This window comes from Gardnerella pickettii, from assembly GCF_029226345.1.
Lineage (GTDB): Bacteria > Actinomycetota > Actinomycetes > Actinomycetales > Bifidobacteriaceae > Bifidobacterium > Bifidobacterium piotii.
Window position 1 is genome coordinate 103887 of sequence record NZ_JAKNCU010000001.1, and the last position, 17521, is coordinate 121407.

Consider the following 17521-nt stretch of genomic DNA (forward strand, 5'->3'; position numbering starts at 1 on the left):
TAAATACACAAGTAGATACACAATAAACACAAAAGGGAGTTAATATGCCAGGAGCAAATCTGACTCGCGTAGAAGCTGCGGAGCGTTTTAGCGCTATCCAAATGCCAATTCACTACACTGTTGCACTTGATTTAGGCAAGGGTGGCCGCGATTTTAAGTCGCACACAAATATTGAGTTTGGCGCAAAAGTTGGTGGAACAAGCTTCCTCGATTTGATTGCAAACAGTGTTGAATCCGTTGTGCTTAATGGCGTTTCTCTTGACGTTTCTAAGGTTTTTGCAGATAGTCGCATCGAGCTTGCAAATTTGGCTGAGCACAACACAGTAGAAGTCGTAGCAAATTGCCAATATTCCAACACGGGCGAAGGCTTGCACAGAAGCGTGGATCCTTCCGACGGCAACGTTTACCTTTACACGCAATTTGAGGTTCCGGACGCTCGCCGCGTTTATGCAGTGTTTGATCAGCCAGATTTGAAGGCTGTTTTTGACTTTAGTGTGGATGCTCCAGAAAGTTGGATTGTGACTTCCAACATGCCAGTTAAGAGCGAAACTGCGATTGAAGGCCGTAATACGGAAGACGGGACTTTGGAAAATGGCGTTGTAGAAGGCATGAAGCGCTGGGTGTTTGAGTCAACTCCAAAAATGAGCTCTTACTTAACTGCGATTTGCGCAGGCCCTTACGCCGAATGGCACACGTCTTACAACAACGAGGATGGCCGCGTAGTTCCAATGGCAATGTACTGCCGTCAGGCACTTAAAGACGCTTTTGCAAAAGACGTTGACTACTTGTTTGATATTACAAAGAAGGGCTTTGCTTTCTACGCTAAGACTTGGGGAGTGCCATACCCGTACGCAAAGTACGATCAGATTTACGTGCCAGAATACAACGCTGGAGCTATGGAAAACATTGGTATGGTTACGATTCGAGACCAGTACGTGTTTGAATCCAAAGTTACGGACGCTTATGCTGAGCGCCGCGTTGTAACAGTTTTGCACGAGCTTGCACACATGTGGTTCGGCGACTACGTAACTATGAAGTGGTGGAATGATTTGTGGCTTAACGAGTCTTTTGCTGAGTTTACGTCTACGCTTGCAACGGCAGAAGCAACCGAATGGCACGACGCTTGGAGCACATTTAATTCTGGCGAAAAGAGTTGGGCGCTTAATCAAGATCAGCTTCCAACAACGCACCCAATCGTGGCTCCAATCAACGATTTGAACGATACTTCTGTAAACTTCGACGGCATCACTTACGCAAAGGGCGCTTCCGTTTTGAAGCAACTCGTAGCGTATGTTGGTCGCGAAAAGTTCTTTGAGGGAATCCATAACTACTTGAGCAAGCACGCTTATAGCAACGCAACTTTGGCTGATTTGCTGCACGAGTTAGAGCTTACAAGCGGACGCGATCTTAAGGCTTGGAGCGCGCAATGGCTTGAAAAAGCTGGAATTAACACGATTTCTACCGAAGTCGAAGAAGCAGCTGATGGCACTATTGCTTCCTTGCTTTTGCGCCAGAGCGCGCCAGATGAGCATCCTGTTCTTCGCGCACACCGCTTGGCTGTTGGATTCTACAATGTAGACGAAGCGACTGGCGAAATTAAGCGCACAAAGCGAATTGAACTCGATGTTGATGGCGAAGTGACGGAAGTTGTTGAGGCGCGCGGATTGCAAAGGCCTGCGCTTATTCTTGTAAACGACGACGACTTGACTTACACAAAGCTACGTTTTGACGCAAAGTCGCTTGAGTTTGCTGCAGAAAACTTGTATCGTTTCAAGGATTCTTTGACGCGCTCTCTTATTTGGCTCGCGTTGTGGGATATGACTCGAGATGCGGAATTCCCAGCAGAGCGCTTTGTGGAGCTTAGCCTTAAGGCCTTGGCAACAGAGCACGAATCAACTACTTTCCGATATGCTCTTGGTCAAGTAAAGGTAACTGCAAGCCACTATGTTGTGCCTGAGCGTCAAGCAGAAGTTGCAAAGCATGTAGCTCATGAACTCTGGCAGTTGGCTTTGGCAGCTTCTGCAGGCTCCGACGAACAATTCCAGTTGCTCAAGGCTTATCTTGGATACGGCGAAGTTGGAGATGCTGAGTTTGTGCGCGTAGCTAACGGATTGCTTGACGGCTCTGTGCGCTTAGAAGGCTTGGAAATCGACAACGACTTGCGCTGGAGCATTCTTATTGCGCTCGCAGGTGTGAATGCTTTGGACGAAGCTGGAATTGATGCGGAACTCGCTAAGCGAGACACGACTGAGAATCGTGAGTATGCATATCAGGCTCGTGCGGCTCGCTCAACTGCAGAAGCTAAGGATTGGGCTTTTGAGCAGGCTTTGCGCAATCTTGATTTGACTAATATGCAAATGGGTGCTGTTGTTGCTGGATTTGCAAGCACCGCTAAAGGCGATTTAGTTAAGCCATACGTTAAGCGTTACTTTGCGGAAGTTGAGTGGATTTGGAAGAATCGCACATTCCACATGGCAGAAACTTTGATTGAAGGCTTGTATCCAAATTACGCAAATGTAGACGAGTTGGTTGAAAGTGGGCAGAGCTGGCTTGATGAGCATAAGGATGCGGATCAGGCTTTGCGTCGCATGGTGCTCGGCAAGCTAGATTCTTCTCGTCGCACGCTTAAGGTGCAGCATTACAACGCTTCGCTTTAGTTTTTTGCAATAAAATGGCGATTTTCAATGTACATTCCTAATAAGAAAATAGGGAAATGTATATTGAATCTAAGCTGATTAAAAATTAAGCTGATTAAAGTTAGGTTGATTAAAGATTAAACTCAAGGAGTCGCAAGATGGCAGAAGATATGCATCAATCAACGCCAACAATACATGGCGAGCAACTAAACGCGGATGGCACGCAAAAAGCGCAAGACCGCGTAAACAATCGATCTTTGCGTCCAAATAGCGATTCCTTCAAAGAGTTTATGACTAGCGGCTGGGATAACCAGGAGCCACAAATCGAACCGCTTGAGTCCTCAAAGTACACGCCAGCGCGTCTTGAAGCGCTTGGCAAGCGATTCCCAGGTGAGCGCCTTGTTATTCCAGCAGGTCAGCCAAAAGTGCGCAATAACGATTGCGACTACGCTTTTAGGCCAGATACGACTTTCGCGTATTACACTGGCTTGGGTCAGGATTACGAGGCTGGCGCTGTGCTTGTTCTTGAGCCAGTGCAAGCAGGCAGCGACGAGGAAGCGGCCGGCAAAACTCACATTCCGCAGCTTTTTGTGGCTCCTCGCGCAGACAATAGCACTGCCGCATTCTACAAAGATCCGCACTACGGCGAATACTGGGTTGGTCCTCGCGCAGGACTTAAAGAGCTTAAGGCTATGACTGGCATTGAAACGCGCGATATTGCCGATCTTGACGATGCGATTGCAAAAAACGTTAGCGACGATAATAGCGCTGCAGAAAGCGTGCGCGTGCGAATTGTGCGCGAGTCGGATGCTGATTTAACTGCGCGCGTAGATGCGCTAAGAGAAGCAAGCGGATTTAGCGACGAAGATGCAAATATTGCTGCAGACGATAAGTTGCACGAAGTAGCAGCCGAAGCTCGTATGCTTAAAGACGCTTACGAGATTGGCGAAATGCGCAAAGCTATTGCTGCTACAAAATTAGGCTTTGACCGCATGCTTACGCGTTTGCCACAAGCTTTGGGCAAGGAGCATTCTGAGCGCATGATTGAAGGCGCTTTTAACTCCGTTGCTCGAGAAGTTGGAAACGAAGTTGGCTACGATACGATTGTTGCTTCTGGCAAGCACGCTCCAATTTTGCACTGGATGCGCAACACTGGCGTAGTTTCTAACGGCGAACTTTTGCTTATCGACGCAGGCGTAGAAGTCAACAGCCTTTACACTGCAGACATTACGCGAACTTTCCCAACCAATGGCAAGTTTACAGATTTGCAAAAGAAGCTTTACCAGTGCGTTCTCGACGCTCAGCAAGCTGGTTTTGAGGCTGCTAAGCCAGGTGCCACCTACAGCGATATTCACCACGCTTGCATGCGCGTGCTTGCAGAGCATTTGCACGAGTGGGGCATTCTAAAGGTTAGCGTTGAGGAATCGCTTTCTCCGCAAGGTCAGCAGCATCGCCGTTGGCATGCTTGTGGTGTTGCTCACCACTTGGGTCTAGATGTTCACGATTGCGCTCAAGCTCGCTACGAGGCGTATCAGGGTGCAAAGATTACTCCAGGAATGATTTTCACAATCGAGCCTGGCTTGTACTTTGCTGCCAATGATCTTATGCTTCCGCCAGAGATGCGTGGAATTGGAATCCGCATTGAAGACGATGTTTTGATGACGGAGAATGGTCCTGAGTGGCTTTCTATCGATATTCCTAAGCAAATTGAAGATGTTGAAGCTTGGATGGCTCAGCGCGCGTCAAAGTAGCGTTCTGCTATCTAAATGGACTATCTGGGATTATCTAAGACTATCTAAGATCATCTAAATTAATTATCTAATCTTTACGCAATAATGTTGTTATAGCACTTAGTTGTTATAACAACATTACTTTATTGCGGCTTGTATGATTTGTATGACTTGCATGGCTTATATTTTTGCACGTCTTGTACTGCTTATATGACTTGTATGGCTTAATATACGTCTTATATGACTTATTGCAATAAAATGTTTAATTAACGAGTCGCAACAAAATCATCGATACTCTCGAAAGGAATACAATGACTAAGCCAATCGTTCTTTCACTTGGAGAACTACTGTGGGATTTGCTTCCCCAAGGAAAACGAGTTGGAGGTGCTCCAGCGAACTTTGCGTATCACGCGCAATGCAATGGTGCAGAAAGCTACGTTATTAGTGCTGTTGGAGAAGATTCTCTTGGCAATGAACTTGTTGACGAAGTTAAAAAAGCAGGAATTAAGCACGTTATTCAGCGCAACGCTTGGCCAACTAGCACGGTAGACGTTTCGCTTAGAAATGGCATTCCAGAGTACACAATTGTGCGAAATATTGCGTGGGATCATATTGTTTATACGCGCGAACTTGTGGATCTTGTTAGTAAAGCAGACGCGATTTGCTTTGGTACTCTTAGCTTAAGATCGCAAGAAACTCACGACACTGTTTTGGAGCTTTTAAAGCACGCAAAGCCAAACGCCATGAAGTTCTTTGACATAAACATTCGTAGTGATCATTATTCAAAGGATTTGATTGACGCTCTTCTTAAAGAGGCAACTGTTTTTAAGCTTAACGATTCTGAGCTGCTTCTTCTTAGAGATATGTTCAATATTCGCGAAACTTCCGACAATGAGGCTTGCAAATGGTTCCAGGCTCGTTACGGTTTGGATTACGTGATTTTGACTGGCGGATCTACTTTTAGCGCAATCTTTACTAAGACTGGCGAAAGCTCTACATACCCGACTCCTCATGTGGAAGTTAACGACACGGTTGGTGCTGGCGATTCGTTCTCTGGCACGTTTACTGCAAGGATTTTAGCTGGCGATTCGCTTAAAGACGCGCATCGTGCTGCAATCAACACTGCTGCGTACGTTTGCACTCAAGCAGGAGCGTGGCCAGAGTATCCGAGCGAAATCCCAGACTATCTTGCTCAAGCAGGACTGTAGGCTGCAAGAATATAAATAAAAGCTTCAACTTGTAAGATTAATTAGGTAATTCCTAGACTCAAACGAGTTGAAGCTTTTTTATACGCCATTAAGGCGATTATTAGTGGGGCCTCAGGGGCTTGAACCCTGGACCGACGGATTATGAGTCCGTTGCTCTAACCGACTGAGCTAAAGCCCCACGCTAACAAAGTTAGCAACGACTAGATTAGCACACACCCATAAACGTTTAACACGCTGTTTAACACACTACGATTAACGTGTTGTTTAGCACGCAAAGCGCATGAGTGCGCGCAAGACAAGTCGCAAGCAGCTTTAGAGCAAATAGCTACGCTACTACTTCTTGGTCTCTTCCAGAAGCAAAATTGCTTAAAGCTCCAGTCTTACGAACTGCAACGAATAGAAGCCAAGGAACAATGCCTGCAATCACAAAGCCGCTTATAAGCTCGCAAATCATGTGAATTGTAAGATAGTTTGCGCTCTTGCCCTGGTAAACCACAAACATTAAGTAAATGCCATATTCAAGAGCGGTAAGCGTGCCAGAAATTACGCTTAAAGTAAGATTGTACTTTTTGTAGCGAGCAATAGCAAAAGGAAGCTCGCTAAACACGGCTTGCAAAGCAGCGGAAGCAAGAACCATAAACGCAGAGTATTGCTGGCCAAGAATGTTCTCAAACACGGCGCCAACAACGTTTACGTAAATCGCAGCACCAGGCTTGCGGATTAAAAGAAGAGCAAGTGGGCCAGAAAGGTACCAAACGCCGTGCAAAATGCTGCCAAATCCAGGCAAAACCGTGCGCAAAATAGGGGAGATTTGTGAGAAGAACACAATGGTAAAGCCCCAGTAGATTATGCCAAACAAGGCGGCTAGAGCGGCGCCGAGCGATATATCTGCAACGCGCCATTTAAGACTTGCGATTGTTGTTGGTGCAGGATTTGCGTTTGCACGAGCCTTATCGGTTATTGGAGTTTCGGATTGTGCGGAGTATTGTGCGTTTTCTTCGCTTTGATTGTTTGCGGATTCGTTGTTTAGAATATCACTCATTAGTGTTCCTAACTATTGATTGCTGCGCATTGTAATTTCTTTGAGCGTTTCTCGACCTACGCAGCCTGGGCAGAAACGCCAACGTGTACTTTACCATTTAATCGCCACTAACACGCCTTTATGCGCTAGTTTTGTGCGATTTGTAACGTTTTTGATTATTGCAGAAATCTATAACGCGCTATAAAACCGATTATTCAACGCAAACGCTATTTCCGCTTTTTGTTGCTCGACACGCCGTAAATCAGGTACAAAAACACTACAGTTATTAATCTAGATAGTTGGAAAAATGAGCGAAAACGTAAATCCGAAAACGTAAATCAAAAATAGGGGAGCACAAAATGTCGATGGAACATCCAAATCGCACCAATGAGCGAATTGTTGACGTTGAGCGAGATATTATGAGCCGCGCTCCAGAGCATAACAAGACAAATCTTGATTTAGATAGAATGCGCTTAATTCTTGATATTTTGGGGCATCCAGAGCAGTCTATGCACGTGATTCACATTACTGGCACAAATGGCAAAGGCTCCACGGCGCGCATGGCGGAGGCGATTTGCCGCGCGTACGGTTTGCGCACGGGTCTTTACACTTCGCCGCATTTGCAACGCGTAAATGAGCGAATTATGATTGACGGCCAAGAAATTAGCGATGACCAGTTCGTTGACGTGTTTGATCAAATGAAAGACATTATAAACATGGTTGACGCTCGCATGGATGCTGATGGCAAGCCGCGCATGAGCTTTTTTGAAGTGCTTACAGCTATGGCGATTTGGGCCTTTGCCGACGCTCCTGTAGACGTTGCTGTGATGGAAGTTGGCATGGGTGGCGAATGGGACGCCACTAATGTTATGAACGCGGATGCTGCGATTATTGGCCCTGTAGACATGGACCACATGCAATGGCTTGGAAACACGGTTGAAGAGATTGCGCGTACGAAGGCTGGCATTATTAAGCCAAATTGCACTGTGATTTTGGGGCCGCAGCCACACGAATCGCAAGTTTTGCCGATTATTCAAGAGGTGGCAAATCGCAATAATGCCAAGCTTTTGCGTGATTTTAGTGACGGCAGCGGCGAGCTGGAGGTTATTTCGCGCACTCCAGCTGTTGGTGGTCAAGTGGCCACTTTGCGAACTCCTAATGGCACTTATGAAGATGTTCCAATCGACAAGTTTGGCGTGCATCAGTCGCATAATGCGCTTGCGGCGCTTGCTGCTGCGGAGGTTGTTTTGCCTGTAAATGGCGCTTTAGATGGCGATTTGGTTGCCGAGGCTTTGAGCCAAGTTAAGGTTCCTGGCCGAATTGAGCAAGTGCGTACTTCTCCAACTATTATTATTGACGGCGGTCACAATGTGAATGCTGCCGAGTCGCTTCGTAAAACAATCGAGGAAAACTATAATTTTGAGCAGCTTATTGGCGTTGTTGCAATGATGGCAGATAAGCAAGTTGAAGAATACTTGGGTGTGCTTGAGCCGATTTTAACTAAGATTATTGTTACGCGTAACTCTTGGCTCGATCGCGTTATGGACCCTAAAGACTTAGAGAAGATTGCGATTGGCGTGTTTGGCAAAGATCGCGTGATTCGCGTTGACGATCTTCCAGACGCTATTCAAACGGCAGTGAATCTTGTTGATGAAGACGATGAGCTTGGAGTTGGGTATGGTCACGGAGTGCTGATTTGCGGCAGCTTTGTTACAGCAGGAGATGCGCGCACTATGTTGATTGAGCGCGTTAATCCAGACTTAAAGAAGCCAAAAGATCAACGCGCTAACATTCATCCAAATCTTGCGGAATGACTTTAGCTAAAGAGTCTCTTAGCTAAAGAGTCGCCTAGCTAAAGAGTCTCTTAATAACAAGCGAATCGCTTTCGTAAGGAACGTGCTTGTTGTTGTGCTTAATCCAGCGCTCGTCGCCTTTTCCAATAATGAGGATTACGCTTAATAAGTCGTTATCTTCATCGCGTTTGCTGCGCTCGCCGCGTTCTCTAGCTTCGTTTACGCTGTGCTCAATCGCTTGCGTTCTGTCAATTATTATCTGCGACTTAACGCTTGGGATTGTTATGCAAGATTGCATATCGTTGCAAATATCCATTGGATCTTCGGTGTTTGTGTCTTCGATTGTAAATACAAACTCGTCGATTCGATTTTGCGCAGCTTGAACAATCTCTTTGCGCCTGTCGTAAGCTTTGTTTCCAGCAGACCCCGTAACAAGAGTAGTGTATAAACTCTGGCTTGCGTATCTTTCTTCAACAAAGTCCAGTAGCGCCTTTACAGAAACGTAATTATGTGCGTAGTCAACGATTGCAATCGTGTTGGATTTTGGATCCTTAAAAATCTCCATACGCCCTGAAATTTCAACGTTTTCAATCGCGTGCAAAGCTTCAACATTGTTGATTAAATCTGGTTGCGCGTTTTGTGCGATTGCAATCGCAGCCAATGCGTTCTCGTAGTTAAAGTCGCCAGCAATTTTTAGATTGAATTTGTCTATAGCGCTGTAATTAGGCATGTCTTGATTTACGTACTCGCTAGCTTCGCCTTCCAAAATCGCAATACAATGCTCTGACGTATTTTGCGTATTTTGCGAACTCTGCGATCCTTGCGATTCATCGAATTCTTGCAATACTTGCGGCTCTGGTATCGCTACATACCTTGGCAAAACAAGCTCTGGGTATTTTTCGCTATTTTCGTAAGGGTGAATATCGGAATAATCGCTGCATTCTGGGCAATTGCAAGTGTTTCCGTCTAATTCTTCTTTGTGTATTCTGGAAAAAGTCGTGACTTTTACGCCATTTTTTTGTGCGTCTTGAAGAAGCAAATCTGCATGCGCGCAATCCGCATTAAGCACAAGCGCATCCGTATTTTTTACGATTTGACGCTTGCAATACAAATAATCTTCAAAAGTAGGATGTTCGATTGGGCTTATGTGATCTGGGCTAATGTTCAAAAATGCCGCAACATTAAAGTGCAATCCATACACGCGGTTGACTTTGTACGCTTGCGACGAAACCTCCATAACAAGGTATTTCATGCCATTTTCTACAGCTTGGCTCATCATTCTAAACGCGTCTAGGCTTTCTGGCGTAGTCAAGTCCGACTCAACATATGTTTTACCATCTAAACAATTGTCTACCGAAGAGAATAGCGCGGCTTTTCCATTAGAATGTGCGTTCAAAATAGCATGAGTAAAGTATGCTGTGGTTGTTTTGCCTTTTGTTCCCGTAATTCCAATAGTCGTAAGCTTTTCTTGCGGATTGTTAAAGAACGCAGCCGAAAGCACGCTCATAGCTTTACGAACGTCTGTTACAATCAACCCAACCGCATTAGTGTATTCCGCGTAGCAATCCTGAGCAACGTATGCGTTTAAGCCATTTTTATCTGCGTCTTTAAGGTATTCTGGCTTAAAATTGCCCTTAATAAAAAGCAATGTGTTTGGCTTAATATCGCGCGAATCGTACGTTATGTGGCTGTACGGCTTTGAGTGGCCATTAAAATCGCTAGCATCGATTGACCAAGTTTGGTCGTTTTCGTGCGTTAAATCGTCATGTTTTTGCGCACTTTTATTTTGTATTATTTCTCGCAAAAGATTTTGCTTTAACAAAATATTGCTTGCTTCGTCTAAAGATAATTTTTGTAAAGACATTTCGCTTTTCCGTGTTGTTTTCCGTGTTATTTTTGTTATTTACGTTTTATTTTAGTTGATTTTATTTTAGTTGTGATTATTTGATTCGTGCGGTTGCTTGCGATTTTTCCGCGTTCATCTTGTGTATCTTTTGCAAAATGCGAAAAATGCACTAAATGTGCAAATTGTGCAAGAATCGCTACTAATTACAGCCAGTTTCCTTCGCTAGCTGGTCTTCCTTTAGACTTAAGCCAGCTATCAAAGCTTAATTTCCACTTTGCGTAAGCTTCTCGCTGCCAAGTCATAATCTCGCATAACTTAAGATTTGCAACGTTTTCGTGCAACTCGCTTATAGGCTCAATCAAATCAACTGCAGCAACTGTATCTGCTGTAGCATCGTGAAAATTGCCAATTGGCTCCACGCCGTAAAACTGCGTTGTGTATGTAAGTGTGCGTTTGCCAGTGCGCTTAGAAATGGCTCTATCTATAACAAGCGGGTCTACAATAAGCATCTCGCCGCCATTAATTGTGCTTTTTGGGCGATTTTGCAAAGAGTCAAGACTCCATCTTTGCAAATCATGATTTAGCATTTTAACGTCAAAAGGCGCATTGTATGCAAGAAGTGGAATATTCTTGCTTTGTGCAAGGCTAATGGCTTTTCCAAGTAATTCGATTTCTTGAGTTGGTTCGCCTCCGTTTTCTTGCAAAAACTCGTTTGTAAAGCCGTTTACTTCGCTTGCTTTAGGGTTGATTTGCTTATGCGGGTTTACAAGCCACGTTGCAATAACGTCATTGTTACGCCCACGTGCTGGGTCTCTAAAAACGAGCGTTGCAGAGCATATTGAATCACTGCCAATAATTGCGCCCGTTGTTTCTGTGTCGAAGCCAAGCAGTATTGATTTGCACAATGCTGTGTTTTTATCTTGCTGCGGTGCTTTTTCTAGTGCTTCTAGCAACTCATCTATGTTCTTTGCCATGCAATAATCCTAGAATGCAGCGAAGACCCTTGCGCGTGCTTAAGTCTTTGAGTTGTTTGATTGTTTAAGTGTTTGATTGTTTGGTTATTCGACGATTTTACTATTCGATTAAAAATCACGTAAACAAAAAACCCACGGTAATAAATCCGTGGGCTTTTAGTTACAAATTTATACGCAAATCAAACGTATTAAGAATTTGCATTAATCAATTGCATTAAGCATTTGGCCTTTTGCCGTGATTTGCTGCCTTTTTGCGGCGAGCCTTGCGCTTGCGTCCACGCATACCCATAATAAACTCCTAACGATTAAAATGAACAACCTTACGGATTATCGCACGTTGCCACGACGTTTGCTATCTTTAAGCTAGAATATTTGCCACAGTTGCGTTAAGCAAGCTAACCAAATCGTTTGGATTTAGAACAACGTCTAGTCCGCGTTTTCCTCCAGAAACAAGAATCTCGTCAAAGTGCATAACGCTAGCGTCCAACACAGTTTCGTGATGAGTGCGCTGACCAAATGGGCTGATTCCGCCAACAACATATCCGCTTTCGCGTTGAGCTACATCTGGGCTTGTCATGCTTGCTTTTTTGGCATTTACTGCGCTAGCAATCGCCTTCATGCTTAATCGAGCGTTTACTGGCACAATACCAACTACGCGCTTTTCGCCTGTGTCTACCATAAGCGTTTTGCAAACTTGCTCTGCGTTTACGCCTAATTTTTGCGCTGCTTCCATGCCGTAGCCGTCATCCATATGATCTGCATCGTGCTCGTAGTCAACAACGCGGAATGTGATTCCAGCGTTTTCCAGCTGTGCGATTGCTGGCGTTGCTTTGCCTGTTGCAGCATGTTTTTTGCCCATTTTTACCCCCATGTGCAATGCGTTGCGAAAACCCCCTGCGATGAGTCACCGCAAGGGGTTTGTAGCTTTATTTAGCTTTATTTGTTTCGCTAATTTTACTCAGCAATCTCAGCAAAGTAAAGCAATGTGCGAATCATGTTAGCAGTAAAGCCATACTCGTTGTCGTAGAAGGTAACGGTACGAGCCAAGGTTACGCCGTCAACAGTGTTAACGTCGGTCTGAGTTGGATCGAAAACGCCACCGTGGGTATCGCCAATAATGTCGGAAGACACAATGCTATCGGCGTTGTAGCCAAAGTAATCGCAGTTTTCGAATGCCTTCTTAAAGGCTTCGTTGATTTCTTCGGTGGTTGCTGGCTTCTCGAGAACAGTAGTCAACTCGGTAACAGATCCATCTGGAACCTGAATACGCTGAGCGTGACCCTGAAGCTTGCCGTTAACTTCTGGAACAACCTTGCCGATTGCCTTAGCAGCACCAGTGGAGTGCTCGATTGTGTTGCAAGCAGCAGAACGGTTGTTGCGTGGCTTGGAGCCGCGTGGGCCGTCGAGAATCATTTGGGTGCCAGTGTAAGCGTGGATAGTGGTCATAAAGCCAGACTTAATGCCCCACTTATCTTGCAAAAGCTTAACCATTGCAGCCATGGAGTTGGTGGTGCAAGAGCCAGCGGACACAATGTTGTCGGTTGGCTTTAAGATCTCTTGATTTACACCAAACACAACGGTTGGGGTAGTTTCGTCTTTAGCAGGAGCAGAGATAAGAACCTTCTTAGCTCCAGCGTTCAAGTGAGCCTGGGACTTTTCTGCAGAAGTGTAGAAGCCAGTGCATTCGAGCACGAACTCAACGCCATCGTTCTTAACCCATGGAATGTTGTTTGCGTCTTTTTCGGCGTAAACCTTGTAAGTCTTGCCATCTACCACAATTGCGTCTTCGGTAGAAGTCACCTCAACTGGGGTGCCATCGTCGTGGCGGAAAGTGCCATGAGTGCTGTCGTACTTAAGCAAGTAAGCAAGCATTGAAGGAGTGGTCAGATCGTTGATGGCTGCGACTTCAATATCGCCAGCTTGACCGCCACGAGCTTGAAGCTCAAAAATACGACGGAATGCCAAACGGCCGATACGTCCAAAGCCGTTAATACCAATCTTGACTGTCATGTGTGATCTCCCTTGAGTGAAACCTTAACGCACGGTTTTTGCGATTTTTCGCGATTTTTAACAATACGTTTTTGGTCTTCGTTATTTAAACTAACATGTTCATTTTAATGTGCGGCATGTACTACGTTAGTGCATCATTTTGTATTACACTTGCGCAAGATTTTGCCTTGTTGCATCGCGCATTTGTGATTATTCGCACTATTTTGGCGAAACGGCGAGAGCGCTTGAAACGCTAGTGTTTATATCTCCCAAATCGCCAACTGGACGCTTAAACCAGCTAACTTGCGGCAGTGGAGCGTCTATAGGGAATGTGATTACAAGAGTGCCTTCGTGAACGTCAATGTGCGCAGGAGTGTCGTTTAGTAATTCGTTGCTTAGGCCTTGAACGGCATCGCCATACATAGTTTCGTGCTGAAGTTGATATTTAAGCCCGATCTCGTTTACATCGCTAGAAACAGGCGTGTGTGAGAATACAGAAACCATTCGGCCTTCGGGCCCATTGGACGCAGGAAAGTCTAGGGAACCGTTGTGAATTGCGGTAACAATCGTGCCGTCTCCATACAAGAATCCAATTCCGCCTCTAACGGCAAGTCGAACCATAAGCTGAATGTTGGAAATTGTGTGATCAACGCGGCCGCCTAATCCGCCAAAAATATGGAATTCTCTAGATCCTTTAGACCAGCCAACTTTAAGAGCAGAAAGCAAATCAGGGTCATCTTTTTCGGCAGGAAGTCGGGTAATCGCAGCGTCTGTTGGGAGCTTTAATCGCACAGAGTCAAAGTCGCCAATTAGAGCATCAACATGCAAACCAAGTCTGCATGCATGATCCCAGCCACCATCTGCTGCAATAGTTAAAGCGCGATCAGGAACGTGTTCGCGCGTATGGTCGTAATAATCTCCAGCTGCTAAAACAACGCAGCGCTTCAAAGGCTCCATAGTCATATAATATCGCGCGCGCGGAATTGCGTTTATATAGCGTGTTTTGTTGTATATAGCGTGTTTTGTTGCGATTTGTTGAGATTTAATGCGACTTTTTTAGTATTTTTGAGCATGGTTGATTATTGTCATTCATTATTGTCAAGGCTCCAAGTAAAATAGACATTTGGCTTGAGTAATCAAGAAAGTGGTATATCCCACCTGGAAGCCTAAAGGGTTTCGGGTTCATGACTTCGGTCACGTGGCAATATGCTTGCTACAGCGCTATTTTTGAGCGCATTTGATTGATGTTTGAACTTGAATTTATCTTTGACCTTTTGGTGCGCTGTTCCACTGTTTTAACAAGGATTGGAGTCATCATTAGCGACGAACCACGCATTAACGAAGAGATTCGCGTCTCACAAGTACGCCTTATCGGTCCGAAAGGCGAGCAGGTGGGTGTTATTGCGACCTCGGTAGCGTTGAACCTGGCAAAGGAAGCAAACCTCGATCTTGTAGAGGTTGCGCCTACTGCTAAGCCTCCTGTAGCCAAGCTTATTGACTACGGTAAGTACAAGTACAACGAGAAGATTAAGGCTCGTGAAGCGCGTCGTAATCAAAGTACGGCCGAGATTAAGGAAATTCGTTTCCGACTCAAGATTGACGACCACGATTTCGACGTTAAGAAGGGTCATGTTCTTCGATTCCTAAATGGTGGAGACAAAGTAAAAGTCACCATTATGCTGCGCGGCCGCGAACAGTCGAGGCCTGTAGGCGGAGTTGAGTTATTGCGTAGGCTTGCAGATGAGGTTTCCGAAAGTGGAACCGTGGAGTTTGCCCCTAAGCAGGAGGGTCGTAACATAATAATGACTCTCGCGCCTAAGGGTAAAAAGATTCATACTCAGTCTGAGCAGCGTCGTAGAGGCGCTGAATCGCGCGCAGAGCGTCAAGCTCGTCAAGCAGCACGACTTGCGGCAAAGCAAGAGGCTCAGGCAGCGGCCGATGTGTCCGCAAAAGCTTCTGTAGAATCTGATCAGAATCATAAGGAGGGCAGCAATGCCGAAGATGAAAACTAATTCCGCAGCGTCCAAGCGCGTTCGCCTCACTGGCACTGGTAAGGTAATGCACGATGGTAGCGCAATGCGCCACAACTTGGAGCATAAGTCTGCTCGTAAGCGTCGTGCTTTGTCTGCAGATAAGGTTTTAGCTACAGCACAGAGCAAGAATTTGAAGGGCTTGCTAACTAAGTAAGTGCAGTAAAACGAAGACGCAATTAAAAATTTTTAAGAAAGCTGAGGAATACTTATGGCACGAGTAAAACGCGCAGTTAATGCTCACAAGAAGCGTCGCGTTGTTCTTGATAGGGCTTCGGGTTATCGCGGTCAGCGTTCCCGCCTTTATCGCAAGGCAAAGGAACAGCTGCTTCACTCATTTACTTATAACTTCCGCGACCGCAAGGCTCGCAAGGGCGACTTCCGCAAGTTGTGGATTCAGCGCATTAACGCTGCTGTTCGCGCAGAAGGAATCACCTACAACCGCTTTATTCAGGGCTTGCGCTTAGCTGGCATCGAATTGGATCGCCGCGCTTTGGCAGAGCTTGCTGTTAGCGATGTTGAAACCTTTAAGGCAATCGTCGAAGCTGCTAAGGCTGCTTTGCCTGCAGATGTTAATGCTCCAGTAGAAGCCTGATTCTAGTTTATAGGCTTTATTTGAGTGATTTAATCACTTCAAGAATTAGATAGCATTAAATAAAGCATTAAATATTAAGTCCGTCTTTTTAGGCGGGCTTAATTTTTTTGTGCATGTATTAGGCTCATAATCTGGTTTTGTGTTTAATTATTAAGTGCTTAAGTCGTAGCGTGGAACTGTGGCGCGTCTAGCGCATTGCAGAGTAAAATAGAACACAGTGTGTTTTTTGAAATCTAATTGAAAGAGTCTGATTATGCCAAATATGTTCGGTACCGATGGCGTTAGAGGATTAGCGAATCGTGATTTAACTGCACAATTAGCGCTAGATTTAGGCGATGCTGCCGTTCGAGTTTTAGGAGAAGCAACGCATAGTAGCGATTCAAATAGCGAAGATACGGGGAAGAAAATGCACGCTAGGAGAAGGGCGCTGGTTGGTCGCGATACTCGCGTTTCTGGCGATTTTCTAGCGTCCGCTTTAGCTGCAGGCATGAGTGCAGGCGGATTTGACGTTATAGACGCTGGAATAATCCCAACTCCTGGCGTGGCCTTTTTAACTTCTGTGCTAAATGTAGAAATGGGTGCTGTAATATCTGCTTCGCATAATCCAATGCCAGATAATGGAATCAAGTTCTTTGCACGCGGTGGTTTTAAGCTTCCAGACAGTAAAGAAGACGAGATTGAGGCGGTTTTAGGTAAGGATTGGCAGCGTCCTACAGGCAGTGGTGTTGGGCGAATCAGTCACGATACCACTACAGCTACGAATCTTTATATTGATCATCTTGTTTCTTCTGTAGCGCCTTTAAGCAGTGAGTCTTCTACTCGTCCTAAGCCTCTTGCTGGTCTTAGAGTAGTGGCAGATTGCGCAAATGGTGCAACGTCTGTAGTAGCTCCAGAAGCATTGCGTAGAGCTGGCGCAGAAGTGATTGTTATTAACGCTTCTCCAGATGGATACAACATTAACGATCACGCGGGTTCCACACATCCAGAGCAGTTGCAAGCTATGGTTAAGGCATCTAAGGCCGATTTAGGAGTGGCTTTCGACGGAGATGCGGATCGCTGCCTTGCTGTAGACGAAAATGGAAACATGGTTAATGGCGACCAAATTATGGGCATTCTTGCGCGCTCTAAGAAGGCCGAAGGCAAGCTGAATCATAATACACTTGTTGTTACAGTAATGAGCAATCTTGGATTAAAGCTTGCGCTAAAAGACATGGGCATTTCTACCGTTCAAACAAGCGTTGGAGACCGCTACGTTCTAGAAGAGATGCTTAGAGGCGATTATTCTCTTGGCGGCGAGCAGTCGGGGCACGTGATTAATCGCGAGTTTGCAACCACGGGAGATGGCACGCTTACAGCGCTTACGTTGTGCCGCGAGGTTGTGCGAGAGGGCAAGAAGCTTTCGCAAATGGCTGCCGACTTCCCACAGCTTCCGCAATGCTTAGTAAATGTGCCAAACGTAGATAAGATGGCTGCTAAAACTAATGCTGCTGTTCTTAATGCTGTAGAGAAGGAAAGTGCGCTTTTGGGAGACACGGGTCGAGTTCTTCTTAGACCAAGCGGAACGGAGCCACTTGTGCGCGTTATGTGCGAAGCTGCAACGCAAGAGCAAGCAGATGAGGTTTGCGCGCGACTTGCACAAGTTGTAACGGATAATCTTAAGCTGTAGCGCGAAAAGGTAATTCGGAGCGCTGAGCCGCTT

At 45.6% G+C, this 17521-nt stretch carries 15 protein-coding genes and 1 tRNA gene; 8 read left to right on the forward strand and 8 right to left on the reverse strand.

Going from position 1 to position 17521, the window contains the following annotated elements:
- Positions 1-44 precede the first annotated feature (44 nt).
- The 3 genes from pepN (at position 45) to MAF46_RS00350 (ending at position 5574) form a co-directional block, all read left to right on the forward strand.
- Positions 45-2657 (forward strand): aminopeptidase N, encoded by a 2613-nt coding sequence (gene pepN, locus MAF46_RS00340; RefSeq protein WP_060785617.1) that lies wholly within the window; start codon positions 45-47, stop codon positions 2655-2657.
- A 149-nt stretch (positions 2658-2806) separates the two neighbouring features.
- A complete protein-coding gene (locus tag MAF46_RS00345; protein ID WP_414101458.1) occupies positions 2807-4387 on the forward strand; it encodes an aminopeptidase P family protein in 1581 nt (526 codons plus the stop codon).
- A gap of 290 nt (positions 4388-4677) precedes the next feature.
- On the forward strand, positions 4678-5574 hold the full coding sequence (locus MAF46_RS00350) for a carbohydrate kinase family protein (protein ID WP_060785619.1): 897 nt from the start codon (positions 4678-4680) through the stop codon (positions 5572-5574).
- Between the two features lie 104 nt (positions 5575-5678).
- On the opposite strand, the gene MAF46_RS00355 is transcribed toward MAF46_RS00350, so the two are convergent.
- Positions 5679-5752: transfer RNA gene (locus MAF46_RS00355), tRNA-Ile, on the reverse strand.
- 147 nt (positions 5753-5899) lie between these two features.
- Positions 5900-6616, reverse strand: a complete 717-nt coding sequence (locus MAF46_RS00360; RefSeq protein ID WP_018637535.1) for an ECF transporter S component — start codon at positions 6614-6616, stop codon at positions 5900-5902.
- A 338-nt stretch (positions 6617-6954) separates the two neighbouring features.
- On the opposite strand from MAF46_RS00360, the gene MAF46_RS00365 reads away from it, so the two are divergent.
- Positions 6955-8409: a bifunctional folylpolyglutamate synthase/dihydrofolate synthase gene (locus tag MAF46_RS00365; RefSeq protein ID WP_060785620.1), complete on the forward strand. Its 1455-nt coding sequence runs from the start codon at positions 6955-6957 to the stop codon at positions 8407-8409.
- Between the two features lie 34 nt (positions 8410-8443).
- On the opposite strand, the gene MAF46_RS00370 is transcribed toward MAF46_RS00365, so the two are convergent.
- The 6 genes from MAF46_RS00370 to MAF46_RS00390 all read right to left on the reverse strand — a co-directional run bounded on the left by MAF46_RS00370 (position 8444) and on the right by MAF46_RS00390 (position 14154).
- Complete coding sequence (locus MAF46_RS00370; RefSeq protein ID WP_060785621.1) at positions 8444-10252, reverse strand: UDP-N-acetylmuramoyl-L-alanyl-D-glutamate--2,6-diaminopimelate ligase; 1809 nt, start codon at positions 10250-10252, stop codon at positions 8444-8446.
- A 185-nt stretch (positions 10253-10437) separates the two neighbouring features.
- The gene (locus tag MAF46_RS00375; protein ID WP_060785622.1) at positions 10438-11208 is read right to left on the reverse strand and encodes an exonuclease domain-containing protein; all 771 of its coding nucleotides are present in this window, start codon (positions 11206-11208) and stop codon (positions 10438-10440) included.
- A 214-nt stretch (positions 11209-11422) separates the two neighbouring features.
- Positions 11423-11497: a 50S ribosomal protein bL37 gene (locus tag MAF46_RS06035; protein WP_369803150.1), complete on the reverse strand. Its 75-nt coding sequence runs from the start codon at positions 11495-11497 to the stop codon at positions 11423-11425.
- 69 nt (positions 11498-11566) lie between these two features.
- A complete protein-coding gene (gene ybaK / locus MAF46_RS00380) occupies positions 11567-12067 on the reverse strand; it encodes a Cys-tRNA(Pro) deacylase (protein WP_004130002.1) in 501 nt (166 codons plus the stop codon).
- A gap of 95 nt (positions 12068-12162) precedes the next feature.
- Positions 12163-13218 carry a type I glyceraldehyde-3-phosphate dehydrogenase gene (gene gap, locus MAF46_RS00385; RefSeq protein WP_004130004.1) on the reverse strand — a complete coding sequence of 352 codons (1056 nt, stop codon included), beginning with the start codon at positions 13216-13218 and terminating at the stop codon, positions 12163-12165.
- A gap of 198 nt (positions 13219-13416) precedes the next feature.
- Positions 13417-14154 (reverse strand): thiamine diphosphokinase, encoded by a 738-nt coding sequence (locus MAF46_RS00390; RefSeq protein WP_081090790.1) that lies wholly within the window; start codon positions 14152-14154, stop codon positions 13417-13419.
- A gap of 287 nt (positions 14155-14441) precedes the next feature.
- Between MAF46_RS00390 and infC the strand changes: the two genes are divergently transcribed.
- The 4 genes from infC to glmM all read left to right on the forward strand — a co-directional run bounded on the left by infC (position 14442) and on the right by glmM (position 17488).
- Positions 14442-15209, forward strand: coding sequence for a translation initiation factor IF-3 (gene infC / locus MAF46_RS00395; RefSeq protein ID WP_020759266.1), 768 nt, complete (start codon positions 14442-14444; stop codon positions 15207-15209).
- Positions 15190-15384 (forward strand): 50S ribosomal protein L35, encoded by a 195-nt coding sequence (rpmI, locus tag MAF46_RS00400; RefSeq protein ID WP_004132712.1) that lies wholly within the window; start codon positions 15190-15192, stop codon positions 15382-15384. The genes infC and rpmI overlap by 20 nt, the downstream gene beginning before the upstream one ends.
- A 54-nt stretch (positions 15385-15438) precedes the next feature.
- A complete protein-coding gene (gene rplT, locus MAF46_RS00405) occupies positions 15439-15822 on the forward strand; it encodes a 50S ribosomal protein L20 (protein ID WP_004114536.1) in 384 nt (127 codons plus the stop codon).
- Positions 15823-16075: 253 nt separating this feature from the next.
- The gene (glmM, locus tag MAF46_RS00410; RefSeq protein WP_004132710.1) at positions 16076-17488 is read left to right on the forward strand and encodes a phosphoglucosamine mutase; all 1413 of its coding nucleotides are present in this window, start codon (positions 16076-16078) and stop codon (positions 17486-17488) included.
- Positions 17489-17521: the final 33 nt, after the last annotated feature.

Coding starts and splice junctions, on each gene's coding strand:
- MAF46_RS00365 (WP_060785620.1), top strand. CDS start 6,955: ATGTCGATGGAACATCCAAATCGCACCAATGAGCGAATTGTTGACGTT.
- MAF46_RS00360 (WP_018637535.1), bottom strand. CDS start 6,616: ATGAGTGATATTCTAAACAACGAATCCGCAAACAATCAAAGCGAAGAA.
- gap (WP_004130004.1), bottom strand. CDS start 13,218: ATGACAGTCAAGATTGGTATTAACGGCTTTGGACGTATCGGCCGTTTG.
- MAF46_RS00350 (WP_060785619.1), top strand. CDS start 4,678: ATGACTAAGCCAATCGTTCTTTCACTTGGAGAACTACTGTGGGATTTG.
- ybaK (WP_004130002.1), bottom strand. CDS start 12,067: ATGGGCAAAAAACATGCTGCAACAGGCAAAGCAACGCCAGCAATCGCA.
- MAF46_RS00390 (WP_081090790.1), bottom strand. CDS start 14,154: ATGGAGCCTTTGAAGCGCTGCGTTGTTTTAGCAGCTGGAGATTATTAC.
- MAF46_RS00345 (WP_414101458.1), top strand. CDS start 2,807: ATGCATCAATCAACGCCAACAATACATGGCGAGCAACTAAACGCGGAT.
- MAF46_RS00375 (WP_060785622.1), bottom strand. CDS start 11,208: ATGGCAAAGAACATAGATGAGTTGCTAGAAGCACTAGAAAAAGCACCG.
- infC (WP_020759266.1), top strand. CDS start 14,442: ATGTTTGAACTTGAATTTATCTTTGACCTTTTGGTGCGCTGTTCCACT.
- rplT (WP_004114536.1), top strand. CDS start 15,439: ATGGCACGAGTAAAACGCGCAGTTAATGCTCACAAGAAGCGTCGCGTT.
- rpmI (WP_004132712.1), top strand. CDS start 15,190: ATGCCGAAGATGAAAACTAATTCCGCAGCGTCCAAGCGCGTTCGCCTC.
- glmM (WP_004132710.1), top strand. CDS start 16,076: ATGCCAAATATGTTCGGTACCGATGGCGTTAGAGGATTAGCGAATCGT.
- MAF46_RS00370 (WP_060785621.1), bottom strand. CDS start 10,252: ATGTCTTTACAAAAATTATCTTTAGACGAAGCAAGCAATATTTTGTTA.
- pepN (WP_060785617.1), top strand. CDS start 45: ATGCCAGGAGCAAATCTGACTCGCGTAGAAGCTGCGGAGCGTTTTAGC.